The following is a 16,922-nucleotide window of genomic DNA, read 5'->3' as shown; positions in this document are numbered from 1 at the left end:
CGCGTCTCCCTCCGCGGTTCAGCGAGTATATTAACCCTTCGCGCCTCAGGCCACCAAATCCACGAGCCTCTCCAGGCCCAGGAAGCGCGACCCCTTGATGAGTACCACGTCTCCCGGCTCGATGATGGCCCGCAGTATCTCCGCCGCCCGGTCAACGCGCTCCACGGAGAAGACGCTGCCGCGCGGCAGGCCCTTCTCCCTCGCCGCCTGGGCGATCTTCCGAGCCTTGCGGCCCACGGTGATGAGGATGTCCGCTCCGTACTCCACGGCCATCCTTCCCACCTCCAGGTGGGCCCTGTCCGAGACGGGGCCCAGCTCGGCCATGTCGCCCAGAACGGCGATGGCCCTCTTCCCCTTGGCCAGGTCCCCCAGGGCCATGAGCGCCGAGCGCATGGAGACGGGGTTTGCGTTGTAGGCGTCGTTGATGATGGTGATCTGGTCAGGTCTGGTAATCATTTCCATCCTCCATCCCGTCACCTTCGCCTCCTGCAATCCCTCGACTATCCCTTCCACCGAGATCCCGAGGATCTCCCCCACCGCCGCGGCCGCCAAGGCGTTCTCCACGTTATGGCGGCCGGGCAGAGGCAACCTCACCTCGCACTTACCACCTCCTTTCAGCCGCAGGAGGAACTCCGCCCTCCCCCGGTCGTCCAAGCTGATCCTTTCCGCCCGCACCTCCGCCCCTTTCCCGGTCCCGAAGCGCACCACGGCACATGGGGCCAGCTTGCGTAGGAAGGGCGCGAACTCGTCGTCGGCGTTGAGTACCGCCGTCCCGTCCGGGGGAAGGGCCTGCAGCAGCTCGCCCTTGGACTCCGCCAGCCTTTCGCGGGTGCGGAACCAGCGGAGGTGGGCATAGCCGATGTTGGTCACCACGCCGATCCTGGGGCGGGAAAAAGCGCACAGCTCCCTTATGTGGCCCCTCCCCCTGGCCCCCATCTCCAACACCAGGAACCTGGTCTTCGGGCCCGCCCTCAGGATGGTGAGGGGCACGCCGATCTCGTTGTTGTAGCTGCCCGTCGGGGAGACGACCTCTCCCGCCCTGGCGAGGACCGATGCCGTGAAATCCTTGGTGATCGTCTTGCCGGTGGAACCGGTGATGCCCACCACCACACAGCCCAGCATCCCCCGCTGACTTCCCGCCAGCCTGGCCAGCGCGCTCAGGGTGTTCCTCACCCGCAACACGGCAGCGCCAACTGCCTCCGCGGACCTCAATATCCCCGGGTCGGCCCTGGAGACCACGAGCGCCGCCGCCCCCTTTTCCAGTGCCTGATGGAGGAAGTCATGGGCGTCGTGCCTCTCGCCCCGGAGGGCGAAGAAGAGCTCGCCCTTCCTCAGGGTCCTGGTGTCCGTGGATACCCGTGATATGCGGCGGCTCCTTCCGTCGCCGCGGCACAGGACCTCCGCTCCCACGGCCTTCGCTATCTCCTCCACGGTCACGGGTATCATCCTTTTCCCATCCTCCTCCGTATGGCCTTCTTTGCTTCCTCCACGTCGTCGAAGGGGACCACGCGGTCGGCGAAGATCTGCCCCCGCTCGTGCCCCTTCCCGGCTATGACCACTATATCCCCGCTCCCGGCTTCGCCGACGGCCGTCTCTATGGCCTCCCGGCGGTCGGGGACCACCCGCCAGGAAGCGCCCTCCCCCGCACGGCGTGCTCCCTCCTCTATCTCCTCGATGATGGCCAGGGGGTCCTCGCTACGGGGGTTGTCGGAGGTTATGACCGCCAGGTCCGCCAGGCGGACGGCTATCTCCCCCATGAGGGGACGCTTGCTCCGGTCGCGGTCCCCGCCGCAGCCGAAGACCACGATGAGCCTGCCGTGGCTTATGGACCGAGCCGCTTCCAGCACCCGCCGCAGGGAATCCGGGGTATGGGCGTAGTCCACCAGCACGGCGAAATCCTGCCCCTCCTCCACGGCTTGGAAGCGCCCGGGGACCCCGGGATGGGAGAGGATGCCCTCCAGGCTGGTGGAGGGGTCCAGGCCGAGCAGGATGCAGGCGGCCAGGGCGGCCAGGATGTTGTGGAGGTTGAAGGTCCCGGTAAGCGCCGTCTCCCCATCCGCCTCCCAGTCCCCGTAGCTCACCAGAACCCGGGACGACTTCAAGCCCGCCTCCAGTAGCCGGCCGCGCAGGAGCGCGTCTTCTCCTGTCCCGAAGGTCAGCACCTCCCCCTCCAAGCCGGCGGCGAGACGCCGCCCGTAGGCATCGTCCACGTTCACCGCCGCCGCCTTTGCCCCCAGGCCGCCCTCCCTCCGGGAAAGGAAGAGTCTCTCCTTCGTCCTGTAATAATCTTCCATGCGGTGGTGGAAATCCAGGTGGTCCTGGCTGAGGTTCGTGAAGACGGCCACTCGGAATTCGCAGCCGTCCACCCGGCGCAGGGCCAAGGCGTGGGAGGATACCTCCATGGCCACCACGCCGCACCCCGCGTCCACCATCTCCGAGAGGATGCGCTGCAGGTCCGCCGATTCCGGTGTGGTACGGTCCACGGGCAATTCCCGGCCCGCAACCCGGTAGGTCACCGTGCCGATCAAACCCGACCTCATCCCGCAGCGCGAGGCCGCGGCCTCGACCAGATGAGTGGTGGTGGTCTTGCCGTTGGTTCCGGTGACTCCCACCAGGGCCAGTTTTCCGCTGGGATGTCCCCAGAAACGATCGCTAAGGAGAGCCATGGCCAGGCGGGTGTCCACGGCGCGCACCAGAGCCCTCTCCGGGGGCAATGGGAAGGGCACCTCACGGCCTTCCTCCACAACCAGCCCTGCGGCACCCCTGTCCACCGCCTCCCGGAGGTAGAGATGGCCGTCGGTACGGAACCCGGGCACGGCAACGAAGAGGTCCCCCGGCTTCACGCGGGCGGAATGATAGGCGATACCCCTGACTTCGGGGTCGCCCCCTCCCGAGAACCGCAAGCCCTCAAGGCCTTCCAGGAGCGCGGAAAGTCTCATTCCGGCACCACCCTGTCGCTGGTGTTACGCTTCTCCTGGCTGGGAGTGATTTCCAGATGCTGCAGGGCGAACTCCATGACCTTCGAAAAACAGGGGGCAGCGGTCAGACCCCCGTATATCTGCACCGGCTCGTCGATGGTTATCACCGCCACCAGGCGGGGGTCCTCCGCCGGAGCGAATCCGGCGAAACTGGCGATGTAGGCCTCCCGATAGCCCCCCTTGGGGTCCGGCTTCATGGCCGTACCCGTCTTCCCTCCGCAGTTGTAAAGGGCCATGGAAGCGCGTGTTCCCGTACCTATTCTCACCACCTCTTCCAGGATATGGCGCAGTGAGGCGGCGGTGTTCCCGGAGATCGCCCTTTCCCCCTCCGCCGTCTCGTACTCCTCCCGGCTGCCGTCGGGATGGATGATGCGGCGGAGGAAATGCGGCCGCACCGACCTGCCGCCGTTGGCCACCATGGACATCACCGCCGCCAGCTGGAGCGGGGTGACGGTCACGCCCTGACCGATGGCCGTGGTGGGAAGGGTGGTGGCCGTCCAGGCAGCGGGGTCCGGTATCTTTCCCGCGACCTCGCCGGGGAAATCAACCCCGGTAAGGGTTCCCAGTCCGCACCGTCGAAGGTATTCGGCCATGGCCTCCTTCCCTAGGCTCATGGCCGTCTTGATGGTGCCCAGGTTGGAGGAATGGGCGATCACCTCGGTGAAGGTGATGTCGCTCTTGGGCATGGGGTGGTCGTCCTTGAACTCGTACTTACCCACCTGGATGGAGGGCGGGATGTGGATCACCGAGCCCGGCGAGACGACCTGTTCCTCGAGAGCGGCCATAGCCGTGATCACCTTGAGCACCGAACCGGGCTCGAAGGCGTCCGTGACGGCACGGTTCCGTGCCAGGGCGGGATCCGTCTCCGGATAGGCGTTGACGTCGAAATGCGGGTAGGAGGCCATGGCCAGTATTTCCCCCGTGCGGCAGTCCATCACCAGGCCTGTCGCTCCTTTGGCGCCGCTGCCCTCCACGGACAGCTTCAACTGCTCCTGAAGTTTGAACTGGATCTCGGAATCGATGCTCAGCTGGATGTCGCAACCGTCCACGGGCCTCTTGATCACCTTGGTCACGCCGGGTATGGGATCACCTTTGGGATCCACCTCCATCTCCGCCTGGCCCTCCTCGCCGGCCAGTACCTCCTCGTACTGGAGCTCAAGCCCGGCCAGACCAACGTTGTCCGTTCCCACGTAGCCCAGCACCTGGCATGCCAGCTCCCTGCGGGGGTAGAACCTCTTGCTCTCTTTCTCCAGGCCTATGCCCTGGATGCCCATGGCCTCCACCCTTTCCGCCGTGTCCGGGTCCACCTTCCTCGCCAGGTATACGAAACCGGAGCCGGACCGGAGCTTCTCCTCTATCTCCTGTCGTGGTCTCCCGAGCGCCAGGGAGAGCTCGGCGGCCGCGGCGCCGGCATCCTTCACCAGGTAGGGAATGGCATAGATGGAATAAGCTTCCTGGCTTATGGCCAGCACCTCACCGTCGCGGTCGAGGATGCAGCCGCGGCGAGGTTTGAGGTCGGCCAGCTGCTGTCTCTGTTCCCTCGCCAGCGCTTCGTAACGGTCGGCCTTGAAAACCTGGAGATAAACAAGACGGTAGGCGATGAGGCCGAAGGCGGCCAGCAGGAGCAGGGTTGCCAAGTTTATCCTGGCATCCCTGTTTTTTCCTTTCGACACCTCGTCCTCCTTGGATGCCCCGAGCCGTGATGCCAAGCGGCTCAAAGTAGGTTTCGCCATTCGGCGCGTTCAACCCTTTAAGCTCGCACTGCTTCCGGTCAGATTCCCCCTTCCTCACTTCCGTCCGCCCTGGCCTGGGCTTCCGGGACCGGTACTTCCCTCTCCAGCGCCTTTCTCTCCGCGGCGGCGCGATAGGCGGGGGTCTGTATATATTCGGCCGCTTCTACCCGGACCATCCCCAGCCTGTTCACGGCCTCCTTCTCGACCCTCGCCGGGGACTCCAGGGAGGCGATCTCCAGGCGGACGGCGTCCTGACGGCGCCTTTCCAGTTCTATCTCCCTCTGGGATTCCCGCAGGCGAACCTCGTTCTGCGCCACTCCCACGTTGAGGACCACGGTCAGGAGCAGGATTCCGCTGGCCACGAGGGCCACCGCCAGAAAAGCCGTGAAGACGATTCTGGACCTCCGCGCCCTTTCCATCTCCTTCCTGAGGGCCTCCTCGCGACGCCGCCTCTCTTCCCGGCGCCGCCTTTCCTCCCCCAGGCGGGGATCGGAGAGGCACTTCCACTCCATGGCCAGGGACATCTACTCCGTCACCTCTTTTCCGCCGCCCGCAGCTTGGCGCTCCTCGAGCGCGGGTTGGCCTCCCTCTCCTCGCGACTCGGGCTTACCGGTCCGGGGGTGAGCAGGCGCAGTTCCTCTTCCCTTCCGCAGTCGCATTCGCGGTCCGCGGCACAGGCGCACCTCGAGCCCCGCTCGGCCATGAACCTCTTGACCATCCTGTCCTCAAGGGAGTGGTAGGAGATCACCACCAACCTTCCCCCCCTCCTCAGGACCCGCACCGCCTGCGGCAGGACCGCCTGCAGGTTGCGCAGCTCGCCGTTGACCTCTATGCGCAGGGCCTGGAAGGTCCTGCGCGCCGGATGCCCGCCCCGCCGGCGCGCCGCGGCGGGAATGGCATCCCTCACAATCTCAGCCAGTCGATCCGTGGTGTCGATGGGCGCGCGCTTTCTCTGGACAACGATGCTCCGAGCGATACGGGAAGCCCAACGCTCTTCGCCGTACTCGCGGATAATGCGCGCCAGCTCTCTCTCCTCATAGCCGTTCACCACCTTCCAGGCATCCAGGTCCTGGTCCGGGTCCATGCGCATGTCCAGGGGTCCGCTCAGCCGGTAAGAGAAACCCCTCCGCGGGGAATCGAGCTGCATGGAAGATACTCCCAGGTCCAGGAGTATCCCGTCCACGCTCCCCACTCCCAGTTCCTCCAGCACCTCCTGCAGGGAGGCGAAGTTGGCACGCCGCAGGACCACGGCGGAGGAAAAGTCCCCAAGCCGTTCCCGCGCCCTCTCCAGCGCCTCCCCGTCCACGTCCAGGCCTATCAGGCAACCCTTTCCCCCCATCTCCCGAAGGAGGGCCAGGGCGTGCCCCCCCTCCCCGACGGTGGCGTCCACCATGACGCTCCCGGGGCGGGGGCGCAGGAAGCCCACCACCTCCTGGCTGAGTACCGGAACATGGCTCACATCACCTTCGCCCATTTATCTCCAGCAGATGGCGCAGGCAGCGCGAAGCGCCGCCTTTTCCGCGCGTCCACTGCCTCCGGCCGGCGATGATCATCTCCATCATCCCTCTGTCCACCTCCAAGTACCGGCGGCTCAGAAACCGAACTCGGCCAGCCTCTCCCCGCTCTGTTCCAGTTTCTCGATGCCCCCGCGCATGGATTCCTCCCAGCGCTTCCTATTCCAGATCTCCACGCGGTTCATCACCCCGACCACCACCACCTCCCTGTCCAGGCCGGCCATCTGCCGGAGCCTGGGGGGGATGGTCAACCTTCCCTGGCGGTCGGGGACCGCCTCCCCGGCGTTGCCGAAGAGTACCCTGGCCATCTGGCGCCTCTCGCGGCTGCCCTCCGGGAGGGCCTCCATCTTGGCCATCAGCTTCTCGAACTCCTGACGGGGGAAGACGGCCAGGCACTCCTCGAACCAGAAGACCATGACCGCCCCCTCTTCCAGCCTGGAGCGGAAGCGGGCGGGCATGATCACCCTTCCCTTCTCGTCTATGCTGTGCTCGTAGGTGCCTAGGAACATCTCTCTACCGCTCCCGCTCCACTTCCGGCTACCCCCGGCTCCTCCGCCTTTCCCTTCCCTCCACGGGCGCCCCCCGGGCCGTCAATATTCTCCAAAATCTACCCTTTTGCTCCACTTTCCTCCACCTTGCTACCATTTTCGACCCCTAAACGGAAAAAATCAACCCCTGAGGGACGAATTTCCTGAAAATACCACATGTGCGGTCCAATAGCATCGTTTGCATACAATATATGGAAAGAAGAAGCCGTCTGGCCCCCTCCGGTCTTCATGCCCCTCGCCTTCAAGGAGGGGTGCCACCCGGAGGAATAGGGAGAAAGCCCGCCCAGCGGAGCGGTGATTCCGGCCGGAAACTACGATTGGGGTGGAGAGACCACGAATACCCCGGATCGCCCTTCGAACCCAGCGACTCAAGTAACGGGGAGAAGGCCCCTAGGTTCGCCGGCCTCGGATTCCTTGGCCCTGAGCCACTTCTCCACCAAGTAGGGCTTCAACAACTCGAAGGCCTCCGCCTGACGCTCCACCATCTGCTCCGCTTCCAGGTTGGACATGTTGCGGGTGCGGAGGGCGAAATCGGCGGTCCGGGCGCAGTATATGGGGATGAGGGCCTCCACCACCTCCCGGCGGGTGAGGCCGCAGTCGAAGTTGTAGGCCACCGCAAAATCGTAGACCGTTCTGGCCCATACGCCCTCGGGGAGGGAAAAATCCTCCTCCCGGGCGCGGGCGGCGAGGGCCAGCTCCATGAATACGGCCGGGTCGAGGACCCTCTCCCACACCTCCCGGTACTCGGCGAAACCGGTCTGGAAGTGGTCGATGAGGTTCTCCACATTGATCTCCATGCTGGCGGGTTCCTCGTAGCGCGTGTTCCCGAAGATGCGCGTGGCCGTCGAACCGCGGACCTGCATCCATTTGACCTCGTGTTCCCCCATGAGGTAGAAGATGGTCGAGGCCACCTGGGTGAACATGGATGCCAGGTCGCTCCCCGGGTCCTTGACGTTGTGCACCTTGACCCCCATGGCCGACTGGCATACCCGGAAACCCTCGGTGATCGCCGTGGTGGTCATCCATATGTCGATCCCGAACTTGGCTATGTCCGACTCCCAGACATCCATGTGCGAATAGATGAGGGCCAGTGAGCCGGTGAAACCGAAATCGCCCCCGATGGGCTGGCGGATGCGCCTCCCGTAGAGGCTCCTGGTGAGGGGGTAGGCGAGGTTGTTGGTGATGGTCCCGTCGTATTTGTGGCGTATATAATAGGGGGCCACGAAACCGTAGCTCCCCTTCCACACCGGTTCACCGAGGAGCCTTATCCACTCCGGTGTGATGCTCCTCAGGTCCGAGTCCACCACCACGCATATGCGAGAGCCCAGGCGGACGGCGATCTCGAAGATGGCGTGAAAGGCGGAGCCCTTGCCCGGGAGGCCCTTGTAGGGGGTCACGATCTTCTCCACCCCCGGAGGCACGGGGGTATCCAGGACCACCTGCACCGTGTCGTCCGTTGAACCGCCGTCGGAATTGACCAGCACCGGCTTCAGGCCGGGGAAATAGCGGACCATGCCCTCCGCGGCGGTGCGCACCACGTGGGCGATGGTCTCCGCGTTGCGGAAACTGGGAATCCCCACCAGGATGTCCGCGCGCCCTATCTCCCGGCAGCGCTCGATCACCCGGGGGTCGAGGACCGACCTCGCATCATCCAGTTCCATCCTCCTCACCTTCGGTGAACGTATCCTCAACGCCCGACGCCGCTCACGCGGTCTCTCACCGCCTCCTGCGGGCATCGAAGAGGCCTTCCATGAACTCCCGCGACCCGCGGTCGGAAGCCAGGAAGTCCATGAGCTCCTCCCACCTCTTTCTCCACCCCAAGTACCAGCGGAACGGAGAGGGGGGAAAGCGGCTCAGGTCCTTGGAGCGCATCAGGTTGGCCACGCTCTCCCGATAACCCTCCCGGTCGTCCCTGGAAAGATAATCCATGCCCATGAGCACACAGGTCCGGTAGACGAGCTCCTCCAGGTCATCGCGCAGGAAGCGTCCGGGATAGGGCTCCAGCTCCTCGACCTCCACCCGGCGGCAGCCCTCCACCGGCTCCTGGGAACGCAACTTCTCCCTGGTGTACAGAAAACGGTCCAGGTCCTCGCGGAAGCGGCGCCAGAGGGGCGCTGTCTTGGGAGGCGGCAGATGGCGTATCCGGAGTTCATTGTCCAAGAAGAAGCGATAACCGAAAAAGGCGGAGTTGATGAGGTAATCGATGTCCTCGCCCCTCGGGACGTGGGGGTCGAAGGCCACTTTCATGTACAGCTCCCGGTGGACCACCATGTTCCCCCCGAAGACCCAGGAGGTGGGCTGGAGGCGCTCCGGGCTCTCGATGATCTCGAAGGCCCGGTTCATGTACTCCACCGCTGGCCACTCCGCGAGCGCCGGTTCGGCGTTGGGGGGAAGGCGGTAACCGCCGTCCCTGTTCATGTAGTACCCGGCCAGGCCGCCCACGAAAAGGCCTTCGTGCACGCCGCCGATGTTCTCGGCCACCTTTTCCAGGTATTGGGAGTCCTCGTAGACCTCGTCGTCGTCGAAGAGCACCACTGCATCCGCGTCGCTGAGGCAGGCCACGACCAGGCAAAGGTTGCGGATATTGGAATAACCCCGCAGGGAAATCATCTCCGCCAGCTCGCCCTTCGGCCCCCTTGCCACCCTCTCCCGCAGTTCCCTCTCCTGGCGGTGGGTGAAGAGGGCCAACGGATAACGATCCCTGAAGGGGGCGATGACGGCCCCCAGTCTTGTCTCCACCTCGGCCTCCAGAGAGGGGTGCGTCGCCGCCCCCAGGACCACCACCCGGAAGTGCGGGTAGCGGAGCCGGCATATGCTCTCCAGGGCGCGCCCCAGGGTGCCCTCGGTGTCCACCGGCGTGGGGTGGTCGTAAACGGCGTCCTCGGGATGGAAGGGCTCGTCCCTCCTCCTTCCCCAATAGCTGGGGATGACCAAAGTAAAGGACTTGTTTGACGACATCGCCTCTCTCATCCTCCTTGACACGAACGGCCCTTCACGGCTCTCCGCGAGGCATGTGAACGCGGTTTCTCAGGGCCTCGGGATTCATCACGTTCCGCGGACTACCGCGGTAGAAGGAGACCACGTTATCCACGGCTATGGCCGTCATGCGGTCCTTGGCCTCCCTGGTGTTGAAGGCGATGTGCGGGGTGAGGACCACGTTCTCCAGGGCCACCAGCTCGCTCAGGTCTGGGTGCGGCTCGCCCGGATAGTTGTCCAGTCCGGCTCCCAGGAGCCTCCCCTCCCTCAGGGCGGCGGCCAGTGCCCGGAGGTCCAGGACCTCTCCCCGGCTTGTGTTCACCAGGATGGAGCCCGGCTTCATGAGGGAGAGCTCTCTCTCCCCTATCAGGCCTCGGGTCTCGGGCGTGTAGGCCACGTGAAGGCTGACGACGTCGCAGCGCGACAGCAACTCGTCAAGCTCCATGTACGTCGCTATGTCCTCCATCTCCGGCTGCCGCCGGGGATCGTAATAGAAGACCCGCATCCCCAGGGAGGCGCACAGCCTCGCCATCTCCCGGCCCACCGCCCCCAGCCCCACCAGGCCGACGTTGCGGCCCGCCACCTGCACTCCCTCCCTTTCCGCCGAGGTCCAGCGCCCCGCCCGGAGGTCACGGTCCCCGCGGGCGACGTTGCGGGCCACGGCGAGGATGAGCGCCAGGGCGTGCTCGGCCACGGAGCGGTTTCCGTAATCCGGGGTGTTGGTGACCACGACGCCCCGCCGTGTGGCCTCGGGGATGTCCACGAAGCTGGCCGCCCCGACCCCTATATAGGAAACTATTTCCAGGTGAGGACAGGCGGCCAGCGCCCCGGCGTCCAGCCTTGACCAGTCCAGGAACACGGCGTGCGCGTCGCGGATGCGTTCCAGTAGCAGGTGGCTCTCCTCCAGGCGGTTCTTGTAATAGCGGTAGGACCCGAACTCGAGGAGGGGTTCCAGGACGCGCTCGTATTCCTCTTCCCCGGCGATGAACTCCAGTCCGTCCAGGAAGACGAAGATGCGGTCCGCATCGGGTCTTCTCGCGGCGCGTTCTCCCAGAAGAGGCATGGCCCGCTCTCAACCCCCTCCGCAGATATCTCGGAGGGCCGCTTCCAGCCTTCGGTTCTGTTCCTCGTCGCCTATGGTGATGCGCACGTGGCCCGGGATCCCCAGGGCCGTTCCGTCCCTGACGATTATCCCCCGGCGCAGCAGCTGCATGAAGAGGTCCGGGTGCTCCCCGTTGCGCACCAGGATGAAGTTGGCCTGGGTGGGGACGTAGGAGAGGCCGCATTCCTCCAGCACCCTGTACAGCGCCTGCTTGCCCCGGCGGTTCATCTCCCGCGACCTCTCCAGGTGCGCCTCGTCCCGCAGCGCCGCCTCCGCCGCCGCTTGGGCCAGGCGGTTGACGTTGAAGGGGAGCTTGACCTTCTCCAGGGCCTCCCGCACGGGAGGCGAGCAGAGGGCGTAACCCACGCGCAAACCCGCCAGCCCGTAGATCTTGGAGAAGGTGCGGGTTATCACCATCCGCGGGTCGGCGGCGAAGTAGCGGAGCGAGTCCGGGTGGCCGGGATCGTCGACGTACTCCAGGTAGGCCTCGTCCAGGACCAGGAGCACATCCTCCGGCAGCCCGGAGAGGGCCTCCTCCAGCTCTTCCGCGCTGACCGTGGTACCGGTGGGGTTGAGGGGCGAACAGAGGACCACCATCTTGGTCCTGCCCTCCACCGCACGGAGCATGGCCGGGACGTCCTGGCGGTAATCCCGCAGGGGCACCTTCACCACCTCGGCCCCCATGGTCCTGGCCGCCAGCTCATAGGAGGAGAAGGTGGGGTCTCCTACCACCACCCGGTCCCCGCGTTCGAGGAAGGCGTAGGCCAGGAGGTCGAAGGCCTCGTCCGCCCCGTGGGTGACCAGTATGCGGTCCACGCCTACCCCGAGGCGCTCGGACAGGGCCTCGCGCAGGCGCAGGCACTGGGCGTCCGGATAGAGGTGAGCGGAGCGCAGTGCTTCCCTTACCGCCTCCACGGCCAGGGGGCTGGGGCCCAGGGGATTCTCGTTGGAGGCCATCTTCACGCAATCGGGGATGCCCAGTTCCCGGGCCACCTCCTCCGGAGACCTGCCCGGGCTGTAGACGGGGAGGTCCCTGACCTCCCCGCGGAGCAAACGTTCCACGTCGAAACTCATCGGTGTAGGTGCACGTATCCTTCCCTCTTGTAGTAGGCCACGTTGATCACCCTTGTGCTCCCAACGCGCAGCTCCCGTTGCGCCGGCTGGTGCACGTGACCGTGGTAGAGAAAATGGGGCGCCTTTCCCTCCAGGTAACGCAGGAGGGCGGCGCTCCCCTCCACCGGCCTTCCCGCCACCACGTCGAAGAGGGCCTCCTCCACCCGCGGTGGGATGTGGGTGCAGAGCACCTCCACGGCACCCAGCTCCTCGAGCCTGGCGCCGAACTCCCGGTCCTCCATCTCCGCCGGCATGCGGAAAGGGGAATACACGGCGCCGGGGACGAACCCGAACAAGGTGCCGTCTATCTCCACCTTGCCCTCGGCCAATACCGCGTTCTCCGTCTCCCGCAGGGCCTCGGCGAGGAGTTCCGGCAGGTCTCCGTTGCCGTAGATGACGTAAGCGCGGCATCCGGCGCTGCGGAGGGCATCCGCGAATTCACCATATTGCTCGCGGGCGCGTTCGGTTATCGCATGGTAATATCTTCCATGCGGGGATATTATCTCCTCGCGCAGCTCCACCGCCGCCTGGGGTCCTTTGCGCGCGGCCTCGAAAAGCTTCTCCACCAGCCTTTCCCGGCCCACCACTTCGGGAAGGATGCCGCTGAGGTCCGCCCAGTCGATGAGGTCCAGGATGTCTCCCAGCACCAGGAGGGCGTCTTCCTCCTTCACCTCGTCACGGAGGTCGGAGTACCGTCCGTGTAGGTCGGCGACCAGCTTCACCGCCATATCAGGGCGTACCCCCGTGCTCCGCGCCGCGGTACACGGCGACCTCCCCGCAGGCCAACGACCTGGCGTCGCGAAGGGCCTCCACCGCGCAGGTGTAGAGCATCTCCGGCTGACGCACCTCGTCGGGGAAGGAGGCCAGCCCCCAGTAGAGCTCCGGGCACTCCACACCCGGCGTCCTGGCGGGAAACTCCTTCTCCAGGTAGCGGCAGAGCCTCTCCGCCATCACTTTCCCTCCCCTCCATCCCGTCTCCGGGAGCAAAGCGGCGAAGCTGGCCTCGCCCATGCGGGCGATTACGTCGCAATCGCGGGTCATGCGCGCTATCACCGAGGCGGTGTAGCGCAGGGCTTCCTCCACGGCCTCCTTGCCCTGGATCTCCAGCAGCCGGTGATAGTTGCCCACCTCGCATATGACCAGGGTGATCTCGTGCTTGTAGCGCACGGCCCTCCTCAGTTCCTCCATCATGCGGCCGTGGAAATAGCTCTGGTTGTAGAGCCCGGTCACCGGGTCGCGCAGCGGGTTTTCCATAATCTCCCTGGAACTCTCGTAGTGATACGCCGCTGCGGCGGCCTGCAGCAGGGCGTCGAAGGAGGCGTTTATCTTCTTCTCCAGCTGGAAGTCCACCACCCGCTTCATGTCCACGGACTGGTGGAAGAGGTTCCAGAACTCGTTGCGCAGGATGACATGCTCCTGCACCAGCTCCTCCACCGAGAAACCCTGCCGGAACCGCAGCCTGCCCATCTCCCCTGCCAGGCGGTACATCTCTCCACCCGGCTGGAAGACCGCCGCCTCCTCCTTCTCCACCATCTCCAGGACCGCTGCGGCTATCCTCTCCAGGTTTTCCCCGGCCTCGCCGTCCACCAGCTTGATGTGAGCGGGCACCGGGAGGCGCTGTATCTCCTCCTTCCAGCGCTCCAGGAGCTCCCGTGCCCGGTCGCGCAGAGCGGCCATCTCTCCTCCTCAGGGGATTATCTTGGTAATGGGCATCTCCACGATGTCCTCGGCGCCCCGCCTGGCCAGCTCGGGGATGAGCAGGTTGATGCCCTTCTTCTCCACCACGCTCTCCACGGCGTAATAATCCTTCCGGAAAAGCCTGGAAAGCGTTGGCGCTTTCATGGAGGGAAGCACCTCCATGACCGCCTCCAGGTCCTTCTCGGCCACGTTGAACTTTATGAGCACCTTCCCCCTGGCGTTCAGGGCCCCGAGGATGAGGAGCCTTATCTCCTCCATGAGCCGCCTCTTCTCGGGATCGGCGTAGCTCTCGCGGTTGGCGATCAGGCGGGTCGTGGATTCGAGGACCGTGTCGATGATGCGCAATCCGTGCTTGCGCAGGGTCCCCCCGGTCTCGGTCAGCTCCACCACGGCGTCGGCCATCTCCGGCACCTTGGCCTCCGTCGCCCCGTAAGAGAGGTATACGGCGGCGCGCTTGCCCAGCTTCCGGAAGTACTCCTCCACGAGGTTGGGATACTCCGTGGACACCCGCACCCCGTCCGGCAGGTCCTCGGGGCGCTGGTAGGGGGAATCGCCGGCCACCGCCAGCACCACGCGGACCACGGTCCCCACGGCGGTCTTGGTATAGGGCAGGTCGGCCAGCTCCACCACCTGCGCTCCCGTCTCCCTTATCCAGTCGTATCCGGTGATGCCCAGGTCGAAGAAACCGTCCTCCACGTACTTGGGTATCTCCTGAGGGCGCAGGATGCGCACCTGCTCTATGCGCGGGTCGTCAATCCGGGCGTGGTATTCCCGGTCCCCGCTGCGCCTGACGGTGAGGTCGGCGTCGTCGAGTATCTCCATGGTGGTGCTCTCCAGGCTGCCCTTGGGGATGACGAACTTGAGCATGTCCTTTCCTTCCTCCACTTTCGCTCTCATGCCTTACGGCCCGAACAGACCTGCGCAGGTCCCGTTTGTCTCCCTCCGTCCCTTTCCCGGCTCCCTCTCAGCCAACCCCCCTCCGCCCTGCCCGCCCTAAAGGTCCGCGGTTCTCCGCACCCTCCTCACTGCGTTCCTATGCATCGGGGTCGATGGCGCCCTCTCCCGCCTTACCCGGAGGATCTGGGCCCACTTATGCGACTCTCCGACCGCCACCCGCCGGATACCCGTATCCCTCCGCTCAAACCCTCGAAGTCGCCCTCGCCATCCGGCCGCTCCGGCCGTGGTCCTCTCGCCGCCTTCGCCTGCCGTGACTCAGAGCCCCAGTTCTTCCCTCTCCTCCAGCTCCCTCCCGTAGACGTCGGTGATGCGGTAGGTGTCGTCCTCGCTGGTGAAGCCGATGTCTATCTCCAGGACCCTTCCCCGCCCCTGCGGGGCCTTTATCTTGTGCCTCTTCTCGGCGGGAATCATGAACTCCTCCCCCTCGGAGGGACGGAAGGTCTCCTCGCCGATGGTGACCTCCAACCCGCCGTCCAGGATTATCCATACGTCGTCGCGCAGCTTGTGGTAATGAAGGCTTGTCTCCTGGCCGGGATTTATGGTGATGAGCTTCACCGTGCAGGGCTGGTTCAGGGCGTAGGCCCGTATCGTACCCCAGGGCTTCTCCAGGATCACCTTCATCACCTCCTTTCCTCGCGCACCCGGACCGCTCATGCGACCCTTCGCCTCCAGGGAACAGGACGCCGGCGGCCGCCGCCCTCCGAACGGTTATATACTATCAAGGTCCGTGGGAGGATTACCATCGACGGCCGGCCCGCGTGCCTCCGCCTCTTTCTCCAGCCAGCGCAGCAGGTCCGGCTCTCGACCGGCCAGCTCCGTGTGAGCGGCGCCCTCCAGAACCCACAGTTCAGGACGCTTTCCGGCGGACTCCATGAACCGGTCCAGGTCCTCGCGCCGGTAGAAGGCCTCCCTGGCGCCGTGGACCAGAAGAAGGGGCACATCCGGCAGTCGCTCCGCCACGTCGAGCGGTGCAGGTCCTGAGGGTCCCACCGGCCGGAAGCGCGCTCCCAGAAAGCGTAAGAAGAGCGACCAGAGAGGCAGCCACCTGCGATAGGCTTCGACATCCGGGAACACCGGTGGCGCGCTCACCGCCACCACCGCGTCCAGGTCACCGTGGAGGGCCGCCCGCACCAAGGCCGCCATCCCACCGAGCGAGAAGCCCACCACCCCCACCCAACGGTGGCCGTGCTCACGAGCATGCCTCACCACCGCGCCTAAGTCCTCCACCGGGCCCTGGAGGCCGATCTCCAGTCGCCCCCCGCTCGAGCCGTGACCCCGGAAATCAAAGGTGTAAACGGAAAAACGCGAGCATAAGAGCTCGGCGAGTTCCACCAGGGGGGCGTACCGCTGGCCGGTCACCGCGGGATGGGCGACCACGACCGCTTCCCCGAGACGCTCACCGAGGCGCCTGACGCATATGGGCGTGCCGTCTCCCGAGAGGAGACGGAACTCCACAAAGGGCACTCGAGGGTCGCGGCGGGGCATCACCCGCTCCCTCCACCGGCGCAGGAGGATGAACGACGCCGCAGGAAGGATCGCCCCTGCAGCCATCGCAGCGGGACAGGCCCCCCGCCTCTCATGGTCCCCGCTCTCACGGCCCTCCAAGGCCACCGCTTCTTCCCTTCTCTCCTCGAGCGGCAGCGGCGGAAAAGCCGGCCGCGCATGCCTTTTCGGAATTATCCTATAACCGCCATTCCCTTCCAAGTCCTCGCCCGGACCCTCGAGCCGGGAGCGGGCCTTCGCCATGGCCGGATATGCGCCCTTATCGAAACCCTTTTTCTCCTCCGGATGCGGGCACATAAACATGCCCTTCCCCGTGAGCATGGAGCCACAGTTTAAACAGAAAATATCTGCTCCGATGCCGGTTGCCTCTGCCGTCGGGTCCGAGGACGAAGGCGGGGGAGCTCTGTTTTCCGCACGATCAGACCCACCCTCCCTTTCCTTTCGGCGGCGGGCGTATCGAATGTCAAGGGTGGTCGTGGGCAACTCGATTACGATTGGGCGGGCGAGCCCAAAGAGTATTGCTCCAGCGGATCGGCGATCATTTGAGGCCTGAAAGGCTCAAAAGTCCGCCCTATCCCCGGAGAAAACATCCAAACGGAGGAAAAGAAGAACGGTCATGCGAGAACGTCAGCTTGTCGTTCGCACGGACGCTACGGGCCGGAAAAGGCCCGGGAAACCATGCGGATCACCTCTCAAGTGGGGGCGATTCGTCAAGAGGGAGCGATTGACCTCACAACCGCTGGAGGGGACGGTTACAGTATCCTTTCGACAGATTCTCATCGGGGCCGTAAAGGTAGCCG

Annotated in this window: 15 protein-coding genes; all 15 read right to left on the bottom strand. The window is 65.2% G+C overall.

The genetic code is table 11. From position 1 onward, the window contains the following. Positions 1-45: 45 nt before the first annotated feature. The 15 genes from H7007_RS07500 to H7007_RS07430 all read right to left on the bottom strand — a co-directional run bounded on the left by H7007_RS07500 (position 46) and on the right by H7007_RS07430 (position 16,224). Positions 46-1,446, bottom strand: coding sequence for a UDP-N-acetylmuramoyl-tripeptide--D-alanyl-D-alanine ligase (locus H7007_RS07500; RefSeq protein WP_287154394.1), 1,401 nt, complete (start codon positions 1,444-1,446; stop codon positions 46-48). Beyond that, the gene (locus tag H7007_RS07495; protein ID WP_287154392.1) at positions 1,443-2,939 is read right to left on the bottom strand and encodes a UDP-N-acetylmuramoyl-L-alanyl-D-glutamate--2,6-diaminopimelate ligase; all 1,497 of its coding nucleotides are present in this window, start codon (positions 2,937-2,939) and stop codon (positions 1,443-1,445) included. Before H7007_RS07495 ends, H7007_RS07500 begins: the two co-directional genes overlap by 4 nt. After that, positions 2,936-4,651: a peptidoglycan D,D-transpeptidase FtsI family protein gene (locus tag H7007_RS07490; RefSeq protein ID WP_287154390.1), complete on the bottom strand. Its 1,716-nt coding sequence runs from the start codon at positions 4,649-4,651 to the stop codon at positions 2,936-2,938. Before H7007_RS07490 ends, H7007_RS07495 begins: the two co-directional genes overlap by 4 nt. Positions 4,652-4,749: 98 nt before the next feature. Beyond that, positions 4,750-5,235 (bottom strand): FtsB/FtsL family cell division protein, encoded by a 486-nt coding sequence (locus H7007_RS07485; RefSeq protein WP_287154388.1) that lies wholly within the window; start codon positions 5,233-5,235, stop codon positions 4,750-4,752. A gap of 8 nt (positions 5,236-5,243) precedes the next feature. Beyond that, complete coding sequence (gene rsmH / locus H7007_RS07480) at positions 5,244-6,185, bottom strand: 16S rRNA (cytosine(1402)-N(4))-methyltransferase RsmH (protein ID WP_287154387.1); 942 nt, start codon at positions 6,183-6,185, stop codon at positions 5,244-5,246. Positions 6,186-6,302: 117 nt separating this feature from the next. Then, positions 6,303-6,734 (bottom strand): division/cell wall cluster transcriptional repressor MraZ, encoded by a 432-nt coding sequence (gene mraZ / locus H7007_RS07475; RefSeq protein ID WP_287154384.1) that lies wholly within the window; start codon positions 6,732-6,734, stop codon positions 6,303-6,305. Between the two features lie 407 nt (positions 6,735-7,141). After that, positions 7,142-8,434, bottom strand: coding sequence for a glycosyltransferase family protein (locus tag H7007_RS07470; RefSeq protein ID WP_287154383.1), 1,293 nt, complete (start codon positions 8,432-8,434; stop codon positions 7,142-7,144). Between the two features lie 55 nt (positions 8,435-8,489). Beyond that, the gene (locus tag H7007_RS07465; RefSeq protein WP_287154381.1) at positions 8,490-9,731 is read right to left on the bottom strand and encodes a glycosyltransferase family 2 protein; all 1,242 of its coding nucleotides are present in this window, start codon (positions 9,729-9,731) and stop codon (positions 8,490-8,492) included. A gap of 34 nt (positions 9,732-9,765) precedes the next feature. Then, positions 9,766-10,812 (bottom strand): 2-hydroxyacid dehydrogenase, encoded by a 1,047-nt coding sequence (locus H7007_RS07460; RefSeq protein ID WP_287154379.1) that lies wholly within the window; start codon positions 10,810-10,812, stop codon positions 9,766-9,768. Positions 10,813-10,821: 9 nt separating this feature from the next. Continuing rightward, on the bottom strand, positions 10,822-11,913 hold the full coding sequence (hisC, locus tag H7007_RS07455) for a histidinol-phosphate transaminase (RefSeq protein WP_287154377.1): 1,092 nt from the start codon (positions 11,911-11,913) through the stop codon (positions 10,822-10,824). An 8-nt stretch (positions 11,914-11,921) separates the two neighbouring features. Continuing rightward, positions 11,922-12,692, bottom strand: a complete 771-nt coding sequence (locus H7007_RS07450; RefSeq protein WP_287154376.1) for a metallophosphoesterase family protein — start codon at positions 12,690-12,692, stop codon at positions 11,922-11,924. Between the two features lies 1 nt (position 12,693). Beyond that, positions 12,694-13,641, bottom strand: coding sequence for a diguanylate cyclase domain-containing protein (locus H7007_RS07445; protein ID WP_287154374.1), 948 nt, complete (start codon positions 13,639-13,641; stop codon positions 12,694-12,696). A 9-nt stretch (positions 13,642-13,650) separates the two neighbouring features. Further along, positions 13,651-14,529: an ATP phosphoribosyltransferase gene (hisG, locus tag H7007_RS07440; RefSeq protein WP_303646134.1), complete on the bottom strand. Its 879-nt coding sequence runs from the start codon at positions 14,527-14,529 to the stop codon at positions 13,651-13,653. Positions 14,530-14,874: 345 nt separating this feature from the next. Continuing rightward, positions 14,875-15,240 carry a cupin domain-containing protein gene (locus H7007_RS07435; protein ID WP_287154436.1) on the bottom strand — a complete coding sequence of 122 codons (366 nt, stop codon included), beginning with the start codon at positions 15,238-15,240 and terminating at the stop codon, positions 14,875-14,877. Positions 15,241-15,327: 87 nt separating this feature from the next. Next, on the bottom strand, positions 15,328-16,224 hold the full coding sequence (locus H7007_RS07430; RefSeq protein WP_287154370.1) for an alpha/beta hydrolase: 897 nt from the start codon (positions 16,222-16,224) through the stop codon (positions 15,328-15,330). Positions 16,225-16,922: the final 698 nt, after the last annotated feature.

Origin of the sequence: Candidatus Solincola tengchongensis, from assembly GCF_015711935.1 — a bacterium.
GTDB classification, from domain to species: domain Bacteria; phylum Actinomycetota; class Geothermincolia; order Geothermincolales; family RBG-13-55-18; genus Solincola_A; species Solincola_A tengchongensis.
Note: the sequence above shows the minus strand (reverse complement) of the source record. Positions and strands in the feature narration are given on the sequence as shown.